Source organism: Paenibacillus tundrae, assembly GCF_030812775.1.
GTDB classification, from domain to species: domain Bacteria; phylum Bacillota; class Bacilli; order Paenibacillales; family Paenibacillaceae; genus Paenibacillus; species Paenibacillus tundrae_A.
The window spans coordinates 467,694-489,012 of record NZ_JAUSTI010000001.1; the positions used below are offsets into that span (position 1 = coordinate 467,694).

General features: G+C 46.0%; 15 protein-coding genes and 1 other annotated feature. Of the genes, 13 read left to right on the forward strand and 2 right to left on the reverse strand.

Annotated elements, in window-relative coordinates:
- Positions 1-98: 98 nt before the first annotated feature.
- From J2T19_RS02335 to J2T19_RS02360, 6 genes are all read left to right on the forward strand, one after another.
- Entirely contained in the window at positions 99-626 is a 528-nt protein-coding gene (locus tag J2T19_RS02335) for a redoxin domain-containing protein (protein ID WP_056696649.1), read from the forward strand.
- 14 nt (positions 627-640) lie between these two features.
- Positions 641-2,314, forward strand: coding sequence for a cytochrome c biogenesis protein ResB (resB, locus tag J2T19_RS02340; protein ID WP_307212722.1), 1,674 nt, complete (start codon positions 641-643; stop codon positions 2,312-2,314).
- Positions 2,311-3,573: a cytochrome c biogenesis protein CcsA gene (gene ccsA, locus J2T19_RS02345; RefSeq protein ID WP_056696653.1), complete on the forward strand. Its 1,263-nt coding sequence runs from the start codon at positions 2,311-2,313 to the stop codon at positions 3,571-3,573. Before resB ends, ccsA begins: the two co-directional genes overlap by 4 nt.
- Positions 3,574-3,717: 144 nt before the next feature.
- Positions 3,718-4,434, forward strand: a complete 717-nt coding sequence (locus J2T19_RS02350; protein ID WP_017687664.1) for a response regulator transcription factor — start codon at positions 3,718-3,720, stop codon at positions 4,432-4,434.
- Positions 4,403-5,884, forward strand: a complete 1,482-nt coding sequence (locus tag J2T19_RS02355) for an ATP-binding protein (RefSeq protein ID WP_307212729.1) — start codon at positions 4,403-4,405, stop codon at positions 5,882-5,884. Before J2T19_RS02350 ends, J2T19_RS02355 begins: the two co-directional genes overlap by 32 nt.
- Before the next feature lie 194 nt (positions 5,885-6,078).
- On the forward strand, positions 6,079-12,153 hold the full coding sequence (locus J2T19_RS02360; RefSeq protein ID WP_307212732.1) for a BclA C-terminal domain-containing protein: 6,075 nt from the start codon (positions 6,079-6,081) through the stop codon (positions 12,151-12,153).
- A gap of 103 nt (positions 12,154-12,256) precedes the next feature.
- Here J2T19_RS02360 and serA read toward each other — a convergent pair whose 3' ends face one another.
- Positions 12,257-13,849 (reverse strand): phosphoglycerate dehydrogenase, encoded by a 1,593-nt coding sequence (gene serA, locus J2T19_RS02365; RefSeq protein WP_307212735.1) that lies wholly within the window; start codon positions 13,847-13,849, stop codon positions 12,257-12,259.
- A gap of 199 nt (positions 13,850-14,048) precedes the next feature.
- Positions 14,049-14,280: a binding site (T-box leader), on the reverse strand.
- Between the two features lie 343 nt (positions 14,281-14,623).
- Here serA and J2T19_RS02370 point away from each other — a divergent pair.
- Both J2T19_RS02370 and J2T19_RS02375 read left to right on the forward strand, forming a co-directional pair.
- Positions 14,624-15,217, forward strand: a complete 594-nt coding sequence (locus tag J2T19_RS02370; protein WP_307212740.1) for a type II CAAX endopeptidase family protein — start codon at positions 14,624-14,626, stop codon at positions 15,215-15,217.
- Positions 15,214-15,669, forward strand: coding sequence for a hypothetical protein (locus tag J2T19_RS02375; RefSeq protein WP_307212742.1), 456 nt, complete (start codon positions 15,214-15,216; stop codon positions 15,667-15,669). The genes J2T19_RS02370 and J2T19_RS02375 overlap by 4 nt, the downstream gene beginning before the upstream one ends.
- A gap of 65 nt (positions 15,670-15,734) precedes the next feature.
- Here the strand turns inward: J2T19_RS02375 and J2T19_RS02380 are convergent, their stop codons facing one another.
- Positions 15,735-16,643 (reverse strand): polysaccharide deacetylase family protein, encoded by a 909-nt coding sequence (locus tag J2T19_RS02380; protein WP_307212746.1) that lies wholly within the window; start codon positions 16,641-16,643, stop codon positions 15,735-15,737.
- 95 nt (positions 16,644-16,738) lie between these two features.
- Between J2T19_RS02380 and J2T19_RS02385 the strand changes: the two genes are divergently transcribed.
- From J2T19_RS02385 to J2T19_RS02405, 5 genes are all read left to right on the forward strand, one after another.
- Positions 16,739-17,092 carry a hypothetical protein gene (locus J2T19_RS02385; RefSeq protein WP_307212749.1) on the forward strand — a complete coding sequence of 118 codons (354 nt, stop codon included), beginning with the start codon at positions 16,739-16,741 and terminating at the stop codon, positions 17,090-17,092.
- A gap of 188 nt (positions 17,093-17,280) precedes the next feature.
- Positions 17,281-17,895 (forward strand): genetic competence negative regulator, encoded by a 615-nt coding sequence (locus J2T19_RS02390; protein ID WP_056696670.1) that lies wholly within the window; start codon positions 17,281-17,283, stop codon positions 17,893-17,895.
- 44 nt (positions 17,896-17,939) lie between these two features.
- Positions 17,940-18,635: a glutamic-type intramembrane protease PrsW gene (gene prsW, locus J2T19_RS02395; protein WP_145047493.1), complete on the forward strand. Its 696-nt coding sequence runs from the start codon at positions 17,940-17,942 to the stop codon at positions 18,633-18,635.
- A gap of 393 nt (positions 18,636-19,028) precedes the next feature.
- Entirely contained in the window at positions 19,029-20,375 is a 1,347-nt protein-coding gene (gene ypeB / locus J2T19_RS02400) for a germination protein YpeB (protein ID WP_307212757.1), read from the forward strand.
- A 154-nt stretch (positions 20,376-20,529) separates the two neighbouring features.
- Positions 20,530-21,183 carry a flagellar brake protein gene (locus tag J2T19_RS02405; protein WP_307212760.1) on the forward strand — a complete coding sequence of 218 codons (654 nt, stop codon included), beginning with the start codon at positions 20,530-20,532 and terminating at the stop codon, positions 21,181-21,183.
- Positions 21,184-21,319: the final 136 nt, after the last annotated feature.

Consider the following 21,319-nt stretch of genomic DNA (forward strand, 5'->3'; position numbering starts at 1 on the left):
GCGAATGATCTATATAAATTGAACTAAACTTTTACACGGGAGGTTTGTGTACTATTCTTTAGTTCAATTTATATAGTCACCTTAAAAGGAGAGCGCACATGGGGAAATCAAGAAGAACGGTGCAGATCGTCATTTTGTTTTTGATCCTGGTGTTGGGCGGATATGCAATTAGCACATCCGCATCCGGCTCGAATGGCAAGCCAAAAGAAGGAGATCGAGCACCTTCTTTTGAACTGCTGGGCTTGGACGGTCAAGTACATACGTCTGAGGAATACGAGGGCAAGGCACTGGTCGTCAACTTTTGGGGGACATGGTGTGAGCCTTGTGTGAAGGAGATGCCTGCACTTCAAGCACAAGCGGATAAGTGGAAAGACCAGGGTGTTCAATTTATCGGGATTAATGTAGGGGAAGATCAGATGACCGTAGAGCATTTTGTGAAGCAGGTTGGTGTTACATTTCCTATTATGCTTGATCGTGACAAAAATTCAGTTCGAGATTATGGGATATCTCCGATGCCGACTACATTCTTCGTGTCTAATACGGGCAAAATTTCTACCATTCACATTGGTCAACTAGATTTAGACACACTTGACGCTCAAATTTCACAACTGGCTAAACAGCCCTGAACGGAGGTCCAGTCGTGTTCCAAAACACAAAATGTGAGTGTGGACACCAAAATCCAGTAGGCACGGTGCTGTGCGAAGCCTGCGGAAAGCCACTGCTTGAAGCTGAGGCCAAATCAGATGAAGTGCTCGAAATGCGTTATGATGGAATGGCTCGTCGTTCACAGCGCAGCAACCCTAATATCATTGATAAGGTTTGGAACTTTTTCTCATCCGTAAAAATTGCGGTGTACATGATTGTGCTTACGCTACTTGGATCTATACTCGGGACAATCTATCCTCAAGAAAGCACGTTTCTTAATATTGACCCTTCCGTGTACTACAAAGAGACGTATGGGCAATTAGGTCATATCTATTATCTACTGGGCTTATCCCATACATACGAATCATGGTGGTTCATACTTTTACTTGTGTTAATTGGTGCTTCGCTAGTCATATGCAGCCTTGACCGAGTACTCCCACTTTACAAAGCGCTGAATAAGCAGAAAATCCGAAAGCATATGCAGTTTCTTACCCGACAACGTCTTGTGTACCAGGGTGCAATTGAGGGTGATTCTGCGGATTGGATTAAGAAAGCGGTTACGCCGCTTAAAAAGAAGGGATATCGTGTACATACCGAAGGTGATGCATTACTTGCTGAGAAGCAGCGATTCAGCCGATGGGGACCTTATGTTATCCACATTGGACTCATCATATTTTTATTAGCTGTACTTGCTCGAGGGTTACCGGGATTGAATTTGGATGAACATGTGGCATTTCCCGAAGGTGAGATTAAGAAGATTCCGAATACATCTATGTATTTGAAGAATGAACAGTTTAATGTGGAGTTCTACAGTGAGGAAGAGGTGACGGAACAATTTCGTAATTTGAATCGGATGGTTCCTAAGCTCTTCGAAACCAAAGTTGTGCTGTATGAATGTACTGCTGACTGTTCAGATCTGACCAAAAAACCTCAGTTGTCTGAGGTTGCAAGACATGATGTGCGAGTAAATCATCCATTAAACTACAACGGGCTGAAGGCATATCAATTTGATTACGATTTAACCCCGACGATTCGATCAGTTACTCCTGAATTGGTTAATACTCAAACAGGTGAGAGGATTGGCGAACTGAAGATCGATATGGTGGATACACAGCCAAGCTTCCAAGTTGGGCCATATACGTTAGAGGTCAAAAATAAATTTATGGACTTTGCTTTGGATGCGCAAGGGAAGCCCACCTCGAAATCGCCCTCACCGAATGCACCGGCCTTTTTATTTTTGATTACCGGTCCAGAGCTGCCTGAAGGGGGCATTCAATATTTGTATTTTGCCAAGCAAATTGATAAAGAGCGATTTCAACAAGATTCGATTAACCAACAGCTCTCGGGTGATCCAATCCCATTTCAGCTAGAAGTGGATAGTATGGATAAAGTGGACATCATTCAATCGGTGAGTTATCTCAATATTCGAATTGATAAAGCAATGCCTTTTGTCTGGGTAGGAGCTGGAATTGTCATGTTGGGTCTGATTATGGGCTTTTACTGGCATCACCGCCGTATATGGATACGTATTGATGATGGTCATCTTACGCTTGGAGGTCATACCAACAAAAATTGGTTTGGCTTTAGGCGCGAGGTTGCAACTGTGCTAAAACAGATGAATGTGGAAGTAGATGAGAAGTCGTTGGATAACGGGGGGAACCAAGCATGAGTTTATTGGATTTCAGCAGCGACGCATTTATTGTATCTTTTTTTCTCTATAGTGCAGCGTTTATGTTATATGGTGTGGCGGTTATGGGCAAAAAGTGGAGTAATCGTGATCCTCAGGCTCATGTTGAAAAATGGGGCAAGAGAGCCTTTATTGCCTCAACGATAGCTCTCGCAGCTCATTTAATCTTTTTCTTCACTCGGTGGGCTGGTGCAGGGCACATCCCTGTAAGCAATATGTATGAATTTATGAGCTTTTTATCCATGATGATTATGGTGGCTTTCATCGTAGTTTATGCAATTTATCGTAAAACATTAATTGGACTTTTCGCGTTACCACTTACCATTATTATTATGGCGTATGCGGCCGTATTTCCACAGGAAGTGCAGCCACTCATTCCTGCGCTACAATCTATTTGGTTGAAAATTCATGTCACTTTGGCAGCACTAGGTGAAGCCTTCTTTGCAGTGGGCTTTGCAGCAGGATTTATGTATTTGTTGCGTACCGTTGATTTCAGTGGCAAAGATAAATCCTCTAGACGTCAGCGTGGTTGGGTCGAATTCACACTGATTACGATTGTGGTTGTCATTGGATTTATCGGTACAGTATTTGCTTTTCGTGCATCTGGATATGAAGCTGTGTTCGTCAAAGAAACAGCGAGCATTGACACAGAGGTACAGGGAAATAGTACAATAGAGAAAGTGATTTATCGCATGCCTCCTATTTTTGCACCGTATCAGAGTGAGGTAGAGAGCATGAAACCGTTTCTTGGCATGAAAGAACCGTTACTTGAGACACCATCTTGGATGAACGGGGTAAATGCTGGACGCAAACTGAACACGGTGGTCTGGTCTGTAATCATGGGTCTGATCCTGTATGGCATTATTCGTTTAATTGTAAGAAGACCACTTGGACAAGTCCTACAACCTGCACTAGATGGTATTGATGCTGACGATCTAGATGAAATTAGTTATCGAGCTATTGCCATTGGGTTTCCGATTTTTACGTTAGGCGCGTTGATTTTTGCTATGATATGGGCTCAGATTGCTTGGAGTCGGTTCTGGGGCTGGGATCCGAAGGAAGTATGGGCATTAATTACGTGGCTTTATTATAGTGTATACTTACATTTACGTTTATCCAGGGGATGGCAGGGACGGAAATCTGCTTGGCTTGCAGTGTTAGGCTTCTTGGTTGTGATGTTTACATTGGTTGGTGTCAATCTGATCATCGCTGGGCTACACTCTTATGCAGGGGCAGATTAAGGCGGTTGTTTCATAACGTTCTGGAGAGAAACCCATGAAACATAGGTGTGAGCCCTCACGTTAAAAGCGGGCATTCAAATATTGTTCGCCAGATCGAACATAATAGAAGTGACGAGCAGTTATTGCAAAGGGGCTGGAGTTGGAATGGCAGAGCATGAGAATCGAATTCTCGTTGTGGATGATGAAGAACGAATCCGCAGACTTTTGAAAATGTATCTTGAAAAAGAAGGCTACGAAATTGATGAGGCAGAGGACGGAGAGACCGCTCTGCGGAAAGCGACGGCAGGAGATTACGGACTGATTCTTCTGGATGTTATGTTGCCAGGAATGGATGGCGTTGAAGTGTGTACCCGACTCCGTCAAGTTAAATCAACTCCTGTTCTGATGCTGACAGCAAAAGGTGAAGAAATTAATCGGGTTCAGGGTTTTGAGGTTGGAGCTGATGATTATGTGGTCAAGCCATTTAGTCCACGCGAAGTGATATACCGAGTGAAGGCTATATTACGTCGTTCATCTGCAACAGCGTACTTGTCCAAAGAGAGCAACTCAAGCAACAACATTGTATTTCCACACTTGGTTATTGAACATGATGCTCACCGCGTTACAGCAGGCGGCGAAGAGATTAGTCTTACACCAAAAGAATACGAACTGTTGCATTATTTGGCTACTTCTCCAGACAAGGTTTTTTCTAGAGAGGAGCTTCTCAAGGATGTTTGGAATTATGAGTTTTTCGGTGATCTCCGTACTGTAGATACACATGTTAAGCGTCTTCGTGAAAAATTAAACAAGGTTTCGCCTGAATCGGCGGCGATGATTACGACAGTTTGGGGTGTGGGCTATAAACTGGAAGTACCGAAATAGTTTTGCGTTCTGGAGATCGCTCGTTGGCAAGTTATGGATTACGATTATTTTCCTTGTGGGCTGTGTACTCATAGCGCTGGGGCTTTTTTTGCTGCCTTACATTGATACCAATTTTGCTGAATCAGAGTCGAGGGATATCAAGAGATTATTTACGTATGTCTGTATTATAGGCTTCAGTTTGACAACATTCTTTGCGTTATTTCTCTTTACTAAAATCACTCAGCCGATGCAGCAATTAATTCAAGCAGCTAACTCCATTCGAAAAGGAAATTATGATACCCGCTTATCACTCGTGACGAGTGATGAAATTGGCGAATTGGCAAACACCTTCAATCATATGGCTGCGCAACTGGAAGATAATATCCGGAATCTTAATCATGAAAAAGAGCATCTCGCTAGTGTGCTACGAAGCATGACGGATGCAGTAGTTACGTTTGATGGTGAAGGCAAAGTGATCCTAACCAATCCTCCAGGCGAGAAAATTATGCAGGTTTGGTGCGATCTAGATTGGTCACAAGCGGATACAGATGATACATCGGAACGGGCAAGTGCTTCTCGGGATGTACCCGAGCCGCTCATTCCTCTGTTCAAGCTCGTTATGGAGCAAGGTGGAGATCAGAGTTCCAACGTTCATGTTCAACAGGGAGTATGGTCTGTTCAGATGACGCCGCTATATGCGGATAGTGTGATCCGAGGAGCTGTTGCTGTACTTCGTGATGTAACGGAGGAAGTGCGCCTGGAGAAGATGCGGCGAGATTTTGTTGCGAATGTATCACATGAAATACGTACACCTTTATCCATGATGCAGGGCTACAGTGAAGCTCTTTTGGATGGGATGGCAGCATCTCCGGAAGAGAGCGAAGAATTAATTCAGGTTATTCATGACGAGTCTCTTCGCATGGGGAGATTGGTGAAAGATCTGTTGGATCTGGCTAGAATGGAAGCAGGTCATACAGATATGGCGATGAGAGAAGTTGATCTGGTGGACGTACTTGAACGAGTTTATCGCAAATTCTCGGTACGTTCCAAAGAACAAGGAATCTCGCTCCACTTGGACTGTGTACAATCCTCCATTAAGCTGCATCACGCAGATGAGGATCGCCTTGAACAGGTCTTCACCAATCTGTTGGACAATGCTTTTCGACATACCCCTACGAATAAAAACGTTATGATTTCAGCAAAGCTTGTAACAGATGGTCGAATTCCTGCAGCTAAAATCTCGATTAAGGACGAGGGTGTAGGCATTCCAACGTCGGATCTACCGTTTATCTTTGAACGATTCTACAAGGCTGATAAAGCTCGTGTTCGCGGGGAAAGTGTAGGCACGGGTCTGGGACTTGCTATTGTAAAAAACATTGTAGATGCTCATCATGGAACCATACAGGCGAATAGCATTTTTGGCGAAGGAACTGAATTTATGATGCAGTTTCCTGTTGATTCTCCGAAATAGATTGATTTTATACAAAAAGTGCGAAGACACCCTCCAGCGGAGGGTGTTTTTTTGTTGAAGTCTACCGTTTAATCTTGTTCAACGTGGAACAACGATGTCAATAATTTCAGTGAAAAGATGTGTCCAAGATAATTTTTCCTCCACATGCTCATATGCTTGAGGAATAAGGTCATTAAAGGAGGATTGAATTACGCATGTCCGATCGGCGCAAAAGAGTAAATATTAAGGCATTTTTGGAAGGTAGATCGTTTAGAGCAGGTTCTCCGTTTATTCCAATAACTGAAAGTGAAAGGGAACAGTTTGAAGCGATCTTGCGAACCCTTGCTATTAGTATTCCAGCGGCTATTAGTCAACCTACGGCATCCAATATAAGTACATTACAAACTGGATTGAAGAACTTACTTGCCTTTGTTAATGATTCAGGATTTCGTGCTGGAGTAAAGGCGGAACTTCAAGCGGTGTTAGAGTTAAGTATTGCAGGTTCGGAAGTTGTTCCGGTAGCTTTGATTAATTTGGCAGGTAATCTACAAAATCTGTTAGATGACTTATTAAGTGTAACTTTGCTACTTGAAATTGCTCCGGCAGAAAAAGATAATCTGGTAGGATTAATTCGTTCCATATCTGTGTCACTTAGTAGAGCAACGACAACATTTGGCTCATCAGGAATTACTGGCCCACCTGGGCCACCTGGAGCACCAGGTGTACCCGGTGTTCCGGGCGTTCCAGGCGTACCTGGACCAGTGGGACCTCCAGGGCCTCCGGGTACAAATGGTCTTGCGGGAGTAGCTGGGCCAGCCGGCCCGATTGGCCCGCAGGGACCACAAGGGATTCAAGGACCACAGGGACCGGCAGGCGCTCCGGGTACTGGTTTGAACAACATCACAGGATTTGATCCGGCTCTTGCGCCATCGTATGCTCAAGGTCAGGTTGTTAGTTTCAATGGGAGTGTTTATGTTGTTGATGTAAATGGGCCAATTGGAATTCCAGGCAGTTCTCCAGATTTTAGCTTGTTGCTTTTGGCTGGAACAACAGGAGCTACCGGTGCGACTGGTGTTGGGCTGTCTGGTTCGGTTCCCTTTGATCCAGCATCTGCTCCTTCGTATGCGGCAGGTCAAGTGGTCACGTTTAATGGAAGTACTTATATATCAAGTGTAGCCGGCCCATTGGGGACACCAGGCACATCTTCAGATTACACTTTACTTTCTGGTGCAGGAACAACAGGTGCAACCGGAGCGACGGGTATAGGGCTTGGTGGTGCACTTGCCTTTGATCCAGCGGTGGCACCAACATATCCGGCTGGTCAGGTTGTGACATATAACGGTAGTACGTATATTACGAATGTAGCTTCGCCTACAGGAACACCGGACACGTCACCAGATTATACGTTATTGGCTGGTGCTGGCCCTACAGGAGCAACAGGGGTAACGGGTGTGACAGGAACTACAGGTGTAGGTTTAAGTGGAATTGTAGCATTTGATCCAGCATTGGCACCGACGTATCCTTCCGGTCAAGTTCTAACGTTTAATGGAAGTACGTACGTTACGAACGTAACTTCGCCAACCGGTACCCCAGGCACATCGCCGGATTATACGTTGTTAGCAAGTGCAGGAGTAACAGGTGGTACAGGGGTGACTGGCGCCACAGGTTCTGGTGCGACAGGAGCAACAGGCGGTAGGGGGGCAACCGGTGTAGGATTAAGTGGGATTTTGCCATTTGACCCGGCAGTAGCACCGACGTATCCAGTGGGTCAGATCGTTACGTTTAACGGCAGTACGTACGTTACGAACGTAGCTTCGCCAACCGGTACCCCAGGCACATCGCCGGATTACACATTGTTGGCAAGTTCAGGAGTGACAGGTGGCACAGGGGCGACTGGTGCCACAGGCTCTGGTGCGACAGGAGCAACAGGTGGTACGGGAGCAACCGGTGTGGGCTTGACGGGCATTGTCGCATTTGATCCAGCGGTGGCACCAACGTATCCTGCGGGCCAGGTAGTTACGTTTAATGGAAGTACCTATGTTGCGAATGTTGCTTCACCAACGGGCGCCCCGGGTACGTCACCAGATTACACATTGTTGGCAAGTTCAGGAGTGACAGGTGGCACAGGGGCAACGGGGTCTACTGGAGCTGGAGTAACGGGTGCAACTGGTTTAACAGGAGCGACTGGCGCAGGCTTGACGGGCAGTGTACCGTTTGATCCAGCGGTGGCACCAACGTATCCTTCCGGTCAGGTCGTTACGTTTAACGGTAGTACGTATATTGCAAATGTGGCAGCGCCAACGGGTACTCCGAGCACGTCGCCAGATTACACGTTGATCGCAGGTGCAGGAGCCACTGGTGGCACTGGAGCAACAGGAGCGACCGGGGCTGGCGTGACGGGTGCAACAGGAGCGACCGGTGCAGGCTTAACGGGCAGTGTACCGTTTGATCCAGCGGTGGCACCAACGTATCCAGCCGGTCAAGTCGTTACGTTTAACGGTAGTACGTATATTGCGAATGTTGCTTCACCGACAGGTACCCCGGGCACGTCACCAGACTATACGTTGTTGGCGAGTGTGGGAGCCACTGGGGTAACAGGTGTGGCTGGAGTAACCGGTGCAACTGGAATTGGAGTGACGGGCGCAACGGGTGCAGGCTTAACGGGTATTGTACCGTTTGATCCAGCGGTGGCACCGACATATCCATCAGGTCAGGTAGTCACATTTAATGGCAGTACGTATATATCAAATGTAGCTTCACCGACGGGCACCCCGGGCACATCGCTAGATTACACGTTGTTGGCGAGCGCAGGAGCCACTGGAGTAACAGGTGTAGCTGGAGTTACGGGAGCAACAGGTTTAACAGGAGCGACCGGTGTGGGCTTAACGGGTATTGTGGCATTTGATCCAGCGGTGGCACCAACGTATCCGGCAGGTCAGGTTGTGACGTTTAATGGAAGTACGTATGTTGCAAACGTGGCTTCACCAACGGGTACACCAGGCACATCGCCAGACTATACGTTAATAGCGAGTGCAGGAGTCACTGGAGTAACAGGTACAGCTGGAGTTACAGGAGCAACTGGAATTGGAGTGACCGGTGCAACAGGTTTAACAGGAGCGACCGGTGTGGGCTTAACGGGTATTGTAGCATTTGATCCAGCGGTGGCACCAACGTATCCGGCAGGTCAGGTTGTGACGCTTAATGGCAGTACGTATGTTGCGAATGTTGCTTCACCGACAGGCACCCCGGGCACGTCTCCAGAATACACGTTGTTGGCGAGCGCAGGAGCCACTGGAGTAACAGGTGTTGGTACGACGGGAGCAACTGGGTTAACAGGAGCAACCGGTGCGGGCTTAACCGGCATTGTAGCATTTGATCCAGCTGCGGCACCAACGTATCCGGCAGGTCAGGTGGTGACGTTCAACGGAAGTACGTATGTTGCAAACGTGGCTTCACCAACGGGTACACCAGGCACGTCGCCAGACTATACGTTGTTGGCGAGTGCAGGAGCCACTGGGGTAACAGGTGTAGCTGGAGCTACAGGAGCAACTGGAATTGGAGTGACCGGTGCAACAGGTTTAACAGGAGCGACCGGTGTGGGCTTAACGGGTATTGTAGCATTTGATCCTGCGGTGGCACCAACATACCCATCGGGTCAGGTGGTGACGTTTAACGGAAGTACGTATGTTACAAACGTGGCAGCGCCAACCGGAACACCGGGAACGTCTCCAGATTACACATTGTTGGCGAGCGCAGGAGCCACTGGAGTAACAGGTGTAGCTGGAGTTACGGGAGCAACAGGGGTTGGTACGACGGGAGCAACTGGGTTAACAGGAGCGACCGGTGCGGGCTTAACGGGCATTGTGGCATTTGATCCAGCGGTGGCACCAACGTATCCAGCCGGTCAGGTGGTGACGTTTAACGGAAGTACGTATGTTGCAAACGTGGCTTCACCAACGGGTACACCAGGCACGTCGCCAGATTACACATTGATTGCAGTTGCAGGTGCAACCGGCGGCACAGGTGTAACAGGATCTACGGGAGCTGGAGTTACAGGAGCAACGGGAGCGACCGGTGCGGGCTTAACCGGCATTGTGGCATTTGATCCAGCTGCGGCACCAACGTATCCAGCGGGTCAGGTGGTGACGTTCAACGGAAGTACGTATGTTGCGAATGTGGCTTCACCGACAGGCACCCCGGGCACGTCGCCAGATTACACGTTGTTGGCGAGCGCAGGAGCCACTGGGGTAACAGGTGTAGCTGGAGTTACAGGAGCAACTGGAATTGGAGTGACCGGTGTAACAGGTTTAACGGGAGCGACCGGTGCGGGCTTAACCGGCATTGTGGCATTTGATCCAGCGGTGGCACCAACGTATCCGGCGGGTCAGGTCGTGACGTTTAATGGAAGTACGTATATTGCAAATGTGGCAGCGCCAACGGGTGCCCCGGGTACGTCTCCTGATTACACGTTGTTGGCGAGTGCGGGAGCCACTGGAGTAACAGGTACAGCTGGAGTTACAGGAGCAACTGGTTTAACCGGAGCAACCGGTGCAGGCTTAACGGGCATTGTAGCATTTGATCCAGCGGTGGCACCGACTTATCCGGCAGGTCAGGTTGTGACGCTTAATGGCAGTACGTATGTTGCGAATATTGCTTCACCGACAGGCACCCCGGGCACGTCGCCAGATTACACGTTGTTGGCGAGCGCAGGAGCCACTGGAGTAACAGGTGTAGCTGGAGTTACGGGAGCAACAGGGGTTGGTACGACGGGAGCAACTGGGTTAACAGGAGCGACCGGTGCGGGCTTAACGGGCATTGTGGCATTTGATCCTGCGGTGGCACCAACGTATCCGGCGGGTCAGGTCGTGACGTTCAATGGAAGTACGTATATTGCAAATGTGGCAGCGCCAACGGGTACCCCGGACACGTCTCCTGATTACACGTTGTTGGCGAGTGCGGGAGTCACTGGAGTAACAGGTACAGCTGGAGTTACAGGAGCAACTGGGTTAACAGGAGCGACCGGTGCGGGCTTAACCGGCATTGTGGCATTTGACCCAGCGGTGGCACCAACGTATCCGGCGGGTCAGGTCGTGACGTTTAACGGAAGTACGTATGTTGCAAATGTAGCAGCGCCAACAGGTACCCCGGGAACATCCCCAGATTACACGCTGATTGCAGGTGCAGGAGTAACAGGTATTACCGGAGCAACCGGCGTGGGAGTGACAGGAGCAACAGGAGCCACGGGAGCAACAGGTATTACGGGTGCCACCGGCGTGGGAGTAACAGGAGCCACAGGAGCAGGCTTAACGGGGATTGTAGTATTTGATCCAGCGGTCGCACCAACATATCCAGCTGGCCAGGTCGTTACATTTAATGGAAGCACGTATATTGCGAATGTAGCTTCACCAACGGGAACACCAGGAGCATCACCGGATTATACATTGTTAGCCGCTGCAGGAGCAACAGGTGTAACCGGAGCAACCGGCGTGGGCGTAACGGGAACCACAGGAGCAACAGGTGTAACCGGAGCAACGGGCGTGGGTGTAACGGGAACCACCGGAGCAACAGGTGTAACCGGAGCAACCGGCGTGGGCGTAACGGGAACCACAGGAGCGACAGGTGTAACAGGAGCAACCGGCGTGGGCGTAACGGGAACCACAGGAGCAACAGGTGTAACCGGAGCAACCGGCGTGGGCGTAACGGGAACCACAGGAGCGACAGGTGTAACCGGAGCAACGGGCGTGGGTGTAACGGGAACCACCGGAGCGACGGGTATTACTGGAGCAACCGGCGTGGGAGTAACGGGAGCCACGGGAGCAACAGGTGTAACCGGAGCAACGGGCGTGGGTGTAACGGGATCTACAGGAGCTACCGGCGTGACAGGTACTTCTGTCACAGCAGCCTCATCGTATGCGGAGAATACCAACGGAACCATTGTTGTTCTTTTGGGAGGAACAACCGTCGCACTCCCTACCAACCAAAATATTGGAACAGGAATTACTGTCAATGGAACAAATGATACCTTTACTTTAGCTACGGCAGGGCGTTACTACATTAGTTATAAAGTAAATCTTACAGCAGCCTTGGCAGTTCAGACTCGTATTTTGCTAAACGGAGCGGTAGTACCGGCGAGTGTTATTTCACCTTTACTTTCTCTAAGTCAATTAGGTACTGATTTTATTATTACGGTTACTGCTGGATCAACGATCCAACTGCAACTATTCGGTCTTGTAGCAACGGCAGTTCTATCACCACCAGGTGCTACACTAAATATTATCCGCTTGAGTTAGTTATTTAGGATAACATTTCAGGTACTGGAACATTAGGGTGTAAAAAAAGAGGCGAACCTGCGAAGGTTCGTCTCTTTTTAATACGATCAATATCATCTCGTAATTACAGAACGATCTCAACCGCTGTATTTAGTTCTGGCAGAGCCGTAAGTTGAACAAGGACATCTTTTGGAACTTCCTTATCAACTGTAAGAATCATGATAGCTGCTCCACCGATAATTTTACGTCCTACCTGCATGGATGCGATGTTTACGTCATTTTGACCCAGCAAGGTTCCCACACGTCCGATAATTCCCGGTTTATCATTGTGAGAAATGAGGATTTGGTGGCTCTCTGGAGCGATATCCACTGGGAATTTATCCAGACGTACAATTCGCTCACCGTAACCTGCAAGCAGTGTACCTGCTACGCGGCGTTCTTCAGCTTCCTGTGTTGTCACCAGAGTAACGGTGATCAAGTTCGTGAATCCTTTTGTCGTAGACGTTTGGCTAACTACAACGTTCAGATCTCTTGTTTTGGCCAAATGCATGGAGTTAACGATATTCGCTTCTCCACCCAGATGTCTAGCAAGGATGCCTTTGACAATATAACGAGTTAGTGGTTGAGTATCGACCTCTGACAGATCACCCGCATAATCAATTCGGATCTCTTGCACGGCATTTTGAGTAATTTGGGCTGCAAAACTACCCAATGTTTCGCCCAGTTTAAAGTAAGGCTGCAATTTGTTCATAACCGTAGGAGCTACCGCAGGCATGTTCACCGCATTTTTGAACGGCTCGTTACGTAAAATGTGAAGCACTTGTTCCGATACATCAATCGCAACATTCTCTTGTGCCTCTACTGTAGATGCACCTAAATGTGGTGTAACGATAATGCTCGGATGATTCAGGAATGGATGATCCGCTGCTGGCGGCTCGCTCTCGAATACGTCAAAGGCTGCACCAGCAACGATGCCTTCATCAATAGCTTCCACGAGAGCCATTTCGTCAACAACACCACCGCGGGCACAGTTCACAATGCGCATACCTTTTTTCATGACTTCGAATTGAGGGCGCGAGATCATATGACGAGTCTCAGGTGTTAACGGTGTGTGTACAGTCATAAAGTCTGCATTGCGAATGATATCATCAACGCTAGCTAGCTTAACTTGAAGCTTCTCTGCACGCTCTTGTGTAAGGAATGGATCAAAAGCAAGAATATCCATACCAAATGCTTTGGCACGCTTGGCTACCTCGCTACCGATTCGTCCCATACCAAGGACACCCAATGTTTTATTCCGTAATTCCACACCTAAGAAGGTTTTGCGATCCCATGTACCTTGAATTGTTTTGGCATAAGCTTGAGGAATATGACGCGCGAGCGCCATCATCATTGCAAAGGTATGCTCACATGTGGTAATCGTGTTACCGTCAGGTGCGTTAATTACAATAATACCGCGTTGTGTAGCAGCTTCCAGATCAATGTTATCTACACCGACGCCTGCGCGGCCAATAACCTTAAGGTTGGTACCAGCAGTCATAATACGATCGGTAACACGTGTCTGGCTTCGAACGAGTAGGGCATCATATTCGCCAATAATGGCAACAAGTTCATCTTCACTAAGACCGGTTTTCTTTTCAACAACCACATCATTTGCATCCACCAATTGCTGAATTCCCAGATCACTAATCGGATCCGACACTAACACTTTGTACATGGTTTCTTCCTCCTTAGGTATGTGTATCTATATCGTTAAGGCTATTCCCCATCGAAGAGGGTTTCCTTAAAACCAATTTAATCCTTCCCTCCAACAACGCGGTGTCGTAACAGAGGAGAAAGGTGTAACAATAGGGTGAATTCCACGTATATATTCCTAAAATAATCAAAAAACTCTCAATCCACATACTGCTTGCGCAATAAGGGACGAGAGTTGTCGTGGTACCACCCTAATTCACCGCCGTTTCGCAACGACAGTCTTAGCGGTCAATGAAGACCGAAGAGGATAACGGGTCTAAACCGATTGCACCTACTCCAATGTTCAATGCAATAACTCAGGAACGCTCAAGATCATTTGCCAGCCACCGATTCTCACCAACCATCGGCTCTCTGAAAGACACAGCAACATCTTTTTTCCATCATCGTGTTTAACGTGACTAATTTTTTCATAATGTATCATGGCTAACATGACCGTGTCAATAGGCATAAATGTTTTAGTTTGAAAGTGTAGATACAGTTGGCCTATCATAGAAAACACGAATGATTTTTTATGAATGTGGTCAACTACGGCATATATTTAGCTTATTTACTAATTGTTTTGTGAAATGAGTTTTCAAAATTCGCTTTTGAGCTTATATGAGTTTATAGGCTTCTTAAACCGGGACTTGGGGCAGGTCTTGAACCAATTTGATTTTTTGGCTATCATTTAGTATACGATCCTAGTGGATCGGTTTTTTCATCCATCAAATTTAAGTCAAGAGGATAGACACAGTCAATGAAAAAATGGAAGTTTCCCAAGTTTAAGATTCAGAAGGCTGAACCCCAACAGCTCACCGAGCGCTTACTTCTGATCAATTTATACTTTACACAAGGTTTGACTTTAATTGTTGGCGTTGTGTGGATTTTATTACAGAAGAGAAATTTGCTTGATGTGCTTGCATTGCCTGACAATCTTCATTTTATTTGGTGGGGAATTGGTCTTGCAGGGGCTATGCTTGTTATGGATCTGATTTTGTCTTATGTCATTCCTCAGGAAAGCATGGATGATGGCGGCATTAATGAGATGTTGTTCAAGAATCGACCTGTTTGGCACATTGTATGTATTGCGGCGGTTGTCGCGATTTGCGAAGAATTGTTATTTCGTGGAGCGATACAACATGCAATTGGCCCTTACTGGACAAGTATTTTATTTGCAGTGATCCACATACGTTACTTACGGCATTGGATTCCAACAGGGTGGGTGTTTGTCTCAAGCTATGGATTGGGTTGGATATACTTGCAATCCGGCACATTGTGGGCGCCGATACTATGTCACTTTATAATTGATTTGGTGTCCGGATTAGCGATACGTTTTCGGAGGGGATCATGAACCAGCAATTGAGTAGAATGAAAACATACGGAAGTCAGCGTCATCGGAACTTGGAACAAAAAGAGAAATCCGAGCCTATTTTGACGCCAGAAGTGAGCATGTTTGCTGAAACGGCCGTAGCCGTTGACCAAGGGGGAGCAGCGCCGATTACCGCTATTTCCTTACCTAGATCCAAACGCAAACCTCTATCAGCATCACTGGAGAGCCCGGTACTTCCAAGCCGTGCCCCAGCACGCTCCAAAACATCCCAGAAGCAGAATGAAGAAGAAAGCGTATCGGAAGCAGGTTCACTTCCTACACGTACGGAGCTTCATCCTTCTCGCCGTTTGCGCTTAAGCAAACGTTTTGTTAATTCGCTTATCCTTCTTTTCGTTCTTCTCACGGCTAGTTTAGTGTGGTGGGGAGTAAAAGGAGCACCGCCTCTGCATACGTTCTTACCTTGGCCGGGGTAGTAGGCATAGTCTGAAATGAAGAAAAAGCAAAAAAACAGCCTTTAGTTAGGCTGTTTTTTTGTTATTTAACGCACTTTCAGTTCAATCGAGCGAGGATCTACAAAGGAGTAACCTTTCTCTTTAAGTTTGATAAGTAGCCCATCTAAAGCTTCAACCGTCCATGGTAGCTCATGCATTAATATGTTGCTCCCAGGGTTCAGTTGATCCAATACATTTTGAATCACTTTATCCGGTCGATCCTTCGTGCTTTTATCCCAATCAAGTGATCCGTTAGACCAAGTCATGTAGAGCATATCGTTTTTATCGACGACGACTTTGAGTTCATCATTCCCAGACCCGAAGGGTGGACGGAAGAATTGAGGCGCTATACCAATGGTTTTTTTAACGATGTCTTGTACGGATTCCACCTGTCTTGCAGCCTCGGCATTGGACATTTTTTTGAGATCTTCATGATCCCATGCGTGATTACCTATGATTTGACCTCGTTCATGGATGAGCTTGAGTAAGTCCGGATTGTTTTGGACTCGATAACCATTAACGAAGAAAATTGCTTTTGCATCGTGTTTTTCCAACGTGTCGATTAATTGGTTAATCATGCCTTCTTCTTTGGGACCGTCGTCAAATGTCAACAAGACCACCTTTTTCTCAACAGAATCGTCATTGGGTTTAATAAAATAATTTTTATTCATATGATACATTTTTGGAATTTCTTCTTGTTTCGATTCTGCTCCAGCATTCTGCATGGTATCGGAAGTTTCTTCACGTGTAGTTTGCGAAGAAGGAGGCTCGGAAGGTTTAGACTTATCCGGATTGTTAACTTGATCTGTATCTTCGGTTTCATTGGAGTTGACGGTCGTATCAACGGTTGGGCTAGACGTATTATTAGGCTTTTGAAGAACTGTTTCTGTTTCGTTGCCACAAGCTGTCAGAAGCAAGCAAGTGGCGATTAAGCATGTCGCGGTAAGTCTGAACATCAGTAACAACTCACTTTCCTGTATTTATGCGGAATGAGATGCTGTCATCCAGCAAACAATAGTTATGATTTTAACATTTAGAGGAGGTTGGTGTAATGAAGGCTTCATCCTTTTTCTGGGGTATCGTCGTTGGCGTTGCTGCTAGCTCATGGATTGCCAAAGGCAAAGTACCTATGCTGTCTTCTGGTTCGTCACGTAACATGATGGACCAGGCTAAGCATAAAATGATGGAAATGACATTTCCAGGCATGGACGGATTTAATGTTAAACCGAATGCGCATAGTGACAACCATAAGAGCTCATTAAAGAAAGAAGCAAGACCGATTACGCCGCAGGAAAAAGAAGAAAATATGAAAATGCTCAAGGATTTTATTCGTTCTAACCCAGAAGTGAAAAACGAAGTTGAGCAAATTTTGAGTCAGACACACACAACTGTACCGGGTTTATAAACCAAAACTTCTGTTTAGAATCAACCACAGTCTTTATTTGCTGTGGATTGATTCTTTTTTTTGTCGATTTTACTTCGTGCATTTACAGGTATAAAATGATAACATAACTACATAGATTTATTTTCAGCACATATTGTTTTGTGCTTCATAATCTGTTATAAGACTTGCTTATAAAGGGGAGATCCTGTATGAAAATAGAACGATTAAGTCACGATAAGATACGGATTTTCCTGACCTTTGACGATCTGAGCGAGCGCGGAATACAAAAAGAAGATATGTGGCAGGAAATACCTAAAGTTCATGAACTGTTCACTGAAATGATGGATCAGGCTTATTCCGAACTAGGGTTTGATGCCACAGGTCCACTTGCTGTCGAAGTATTCGCACTTCCCGCTCAAGGTATGGTTGTCATTGTTACCCGTGGGAAATATGATCCGCAACAATATGGCTCAGGCAACGAGGATGATCTTCCTGAGGAAGTATATGAGATGGAAGTTACGCTCGAACAAAGCGATACCATCGTTTACGCCTTCAAAGATTTCGAGGTGCTCATTGAAGCAGCGCATATGCTGCGTCAACATGTCACTAACGCCGGAACACTGTATTCATATAAAAACAAATGGTTCCTGCACTTGGAGCCCGATGATGTTGATTCCACCAAACATGCAGCATTGATCGCATTGCTCGCTGAATTTGGGGAGGGATCATCCGTTACACCGGCAGTGATGGAAGAGTACGGGAAAGTAATCATTCCTGAACAAGCCATTGAGGTTATCTGTACACATTTCAAACGTCAAGATTAAGTTCATCATTGTAATCGCGTCTTAGTCAGAGGAGGGAATTTTCGGTGCTTTTGTTCTCGGTATTAGCGGCAGCAGTAGCTCCGGGTCTCGCCTTGTTAACATACTTTTATCTGAAAGACCGTTATGATTCTGAGCCACTTCACATGGTGCTGAGAGTGTTCGTAATGGGTGTCTTGATGGTGTTACCTATCATGATCATTCAACGTGGCATGACGATTTGGCTCGGAGACAATCCTTATCTTGAAGCCATTGTAATCTCTGGTGGTGTTGAAGAATTTATCAAATGGTTTGTGATTTATCATATCATTTATAATCACACCGAATTTGATGAGCCCTATGACGGGATATTGTATTCAGTAGCGGTATCGCTCGGATTTGCAACTGTTGAGAATGTGTTGTATGCCTTTGCGGGGAATGCCTCAGTCTCAGCGATGTTTCTCCGTGCACTGCTCCCTGTTTCAGGTCATGCGATGTTTGCAGTGATTATGGGATACTATATGGGGCGGGCTAAGTTTACCGATGGTAAGAAAAAGCGTTGGTATCTAATGTTATCCTTGATCTTGCCATTTTTCTGGCATGCACTCTACGATGTGATTATGAATACGATGGTTAATCACTGGCTATGGTTTATCGCTCCGCTCATGGCGGGATTGTGGTATGGTGCAATTGGGAAAATTACACGAGCCAATAATCGGTCTCCGTTTCGTTTTGTGAAGCGAGAGGAAGAGGTTAAATTATAAAAATACGGACACACTGGTGGACATGAAGCGCATGCTGCGCGCCCCGGTGTGTTTTTTTTGTATGAAAATAGAAGGATCTCCGGGGGAATCTAACAGAAACGGGGATTAAGCTTATTATGCGGATTAAAATTAAAATTAGATGCAAGCAGTGTGGGGAGCGTTTTACGCTAAGAGGCAAGAAAGAAAGAGGGCGGATTGAAACGGGATTTAAGCAATGTCTCTGCGATAATCGGGATCAATTTGAGATTGAAGAAGAAGGAAGAGCCTCATGGGTTCAATTAAATTAGGTGAGTGTGTTTACTAGGGCATGTGACTGAACTGGAAATTCGATGCATAAGAGGTCTTTCTTCGATCCACAATATAGATAGCGGTTCAGAAGAAAGGAGACTTCCGATGTATAAACGTTTAAGTTCAGTCATGTTTCCGATTGTCGCAGTCCTGTTGATCGGTGCTCTCGTTTGGGGTTACCAAGAGAACCAGGAGAAAAACGCGATTCTAATTAAAGCGGAGAATCAATATCAACGTGCTTTTCACGATCTATCTTTTCATATGGATAAGTTGCATTCCGAGATTGGTAACACCCTTGCTGTTCACACAAGCTCACTCGGCATGCATCGTAAAGGTCTGATGAACGTGTGGCGACTTACCAGTGAGGCTCAGAATGAGATTAGTCAGTTGCCTCTGACCATGCTGCCTTTCCATGAAACTGATGATTTTCTGTCGCGGATCTCAAACTTTGCCTATAAGGCATCGATGCGAGATCTAACGAATGAACCTCTGAGTGAAAAAGAATTGGGCAACCTGAAGCAGCTGTACCAAAATTCATCTGAGATTACGAAGAGCTTAAAAGAAGTGCAGCAAAAAGTTCTATCAGATCGTCTGCGGTGGATGGATGCAGAAACGGCTATGGCAGCCCAAGGTAAAGTCAATGACAATACGATTGTAGATGGATTCCGGTCTGTTAACCAAAAGGTACAACAGTACCCTGAATTAGACTGGGGGCCGTCGGTTTCTAGTATGTACACCAAGCGAACAGTGAAGAAACTAGATGGTATACCGATGACCAAAGAACAGATCCAGCATAAAGCTGCTAAGTTCTCCAATCAATCGGTTGGAAATATCCAAGTACAAGAAAACGGTAAGGGTACTGAATGGGAGTCATTTACTGCGTCTGTCGGACAGGCGAATGACAGTAAACTCATGATGGATTTTACACGTAATGGTGGAATGCTGATCTCGTATAGCGACACACGTCAGATTGGAACAAAGAAAGTTTCACGTAATGAGGTTATGGCTAAAGCGGATCAATTTTTGTCCGACAAAGGTTATAAAAATATGAAAGCTGTCAATTACGATGAGTATGGGAACTTGGCTAACCTGACCTATGTGCGCAAGCAAGGCGATACCTTAATTTATCCCGAGAAAATTTCTGTTCGTGCTGGCTTGGATACAGGTGAAGTGACAGGTTTTCAAGCAAGTGACTTTGTCAACGAACATAAAGATCAACGCAACATTCCAAAAGCGCGTCTTACAGCTGAGCAAGCTCGAAAGAAATTGAATCCTGATTTTGAAGAGAATTATGTCCGTAAATCACTTATTGAGAATGAATTCAGTAAGGAAGTGTTGTGTTACGAATTCGGTGGACGGATCAATGGAACCCGATATCGAATCTACATTAATGCGGACACAGGCATGGAAGAAGCTGTTGAGGAAATTAAACCGGTGAATGCTACTTCGTAGGATATTCTCTTAAGACTTCACCTGATTTTTAGTAACCAAAAGAACAGATCGCAAGACGGTCTGTTCTTTTATTTTGTTATTCAATATGAGAAAGGTCATGGTATAATGGTCCTTGTACATATGAAGACAATACATAAAGTGACGGTGAGCAATTGTGTATCCCAAAATAAACGAAATCTTATTCATTCAAATAGCCTCGGCAGATGAAAAAGAAGCGATCAAAGAATACAAATCCCGTATTGCTGATGTGGAAGATAACAGTTTTCTGATTGAAGTTCCAATGCAGCAAGGAAGCAGCAGACTGAAAAGACTTTTTTTTGGTGAGGAATTATCGATTTATTATATTACAGAGGATGGCGTCCGGCATTATTTTAATACGTATGTTACTGGTTTTGAAGAAGATGTCGTTCGACTTGTCCGTATTCGCAAACCGTTACCAGATGAAATTTCCAAAATTCAGCGCCGAAGCTTCTTACGTGTTCACGCAAATCTTGAATTAGCCATTCAAGCTGAAGATCTGACGAGAGCAGTAGCTCTGACTGAAGATATTGGTGGTGGGGGGTTATCCATCTACGGGGAACCTAACTTCTCGCTGGTTGAAGGTCAAAAGTTGAATTGTTGGTTACTCGTTCCTTATCGCAATTCTGCAATCGAACATGTTGCTTTTGAGGCAGAGGTTGTGCGAATCAAAGAATTAGAGACGGGAAGACAGCTCTGTATGCTGAAATTTGTGCAAATCACGGATTCTGAGCGACAGAAGATCATTAAATTTTGTTTCGAGCGACAACTCGATTATCGTACCAAATAAGTAGTTGTATGTTGGATAAATAGGGATTGCGGTGGGTAACGTAATGGAAAAACAGAGGAGTGCGTTATGGATAACCACCGGAATTCTCTTCGATACGAACGCCTCTACTATGTTTGGTCTCATCGTATGGAAAAAC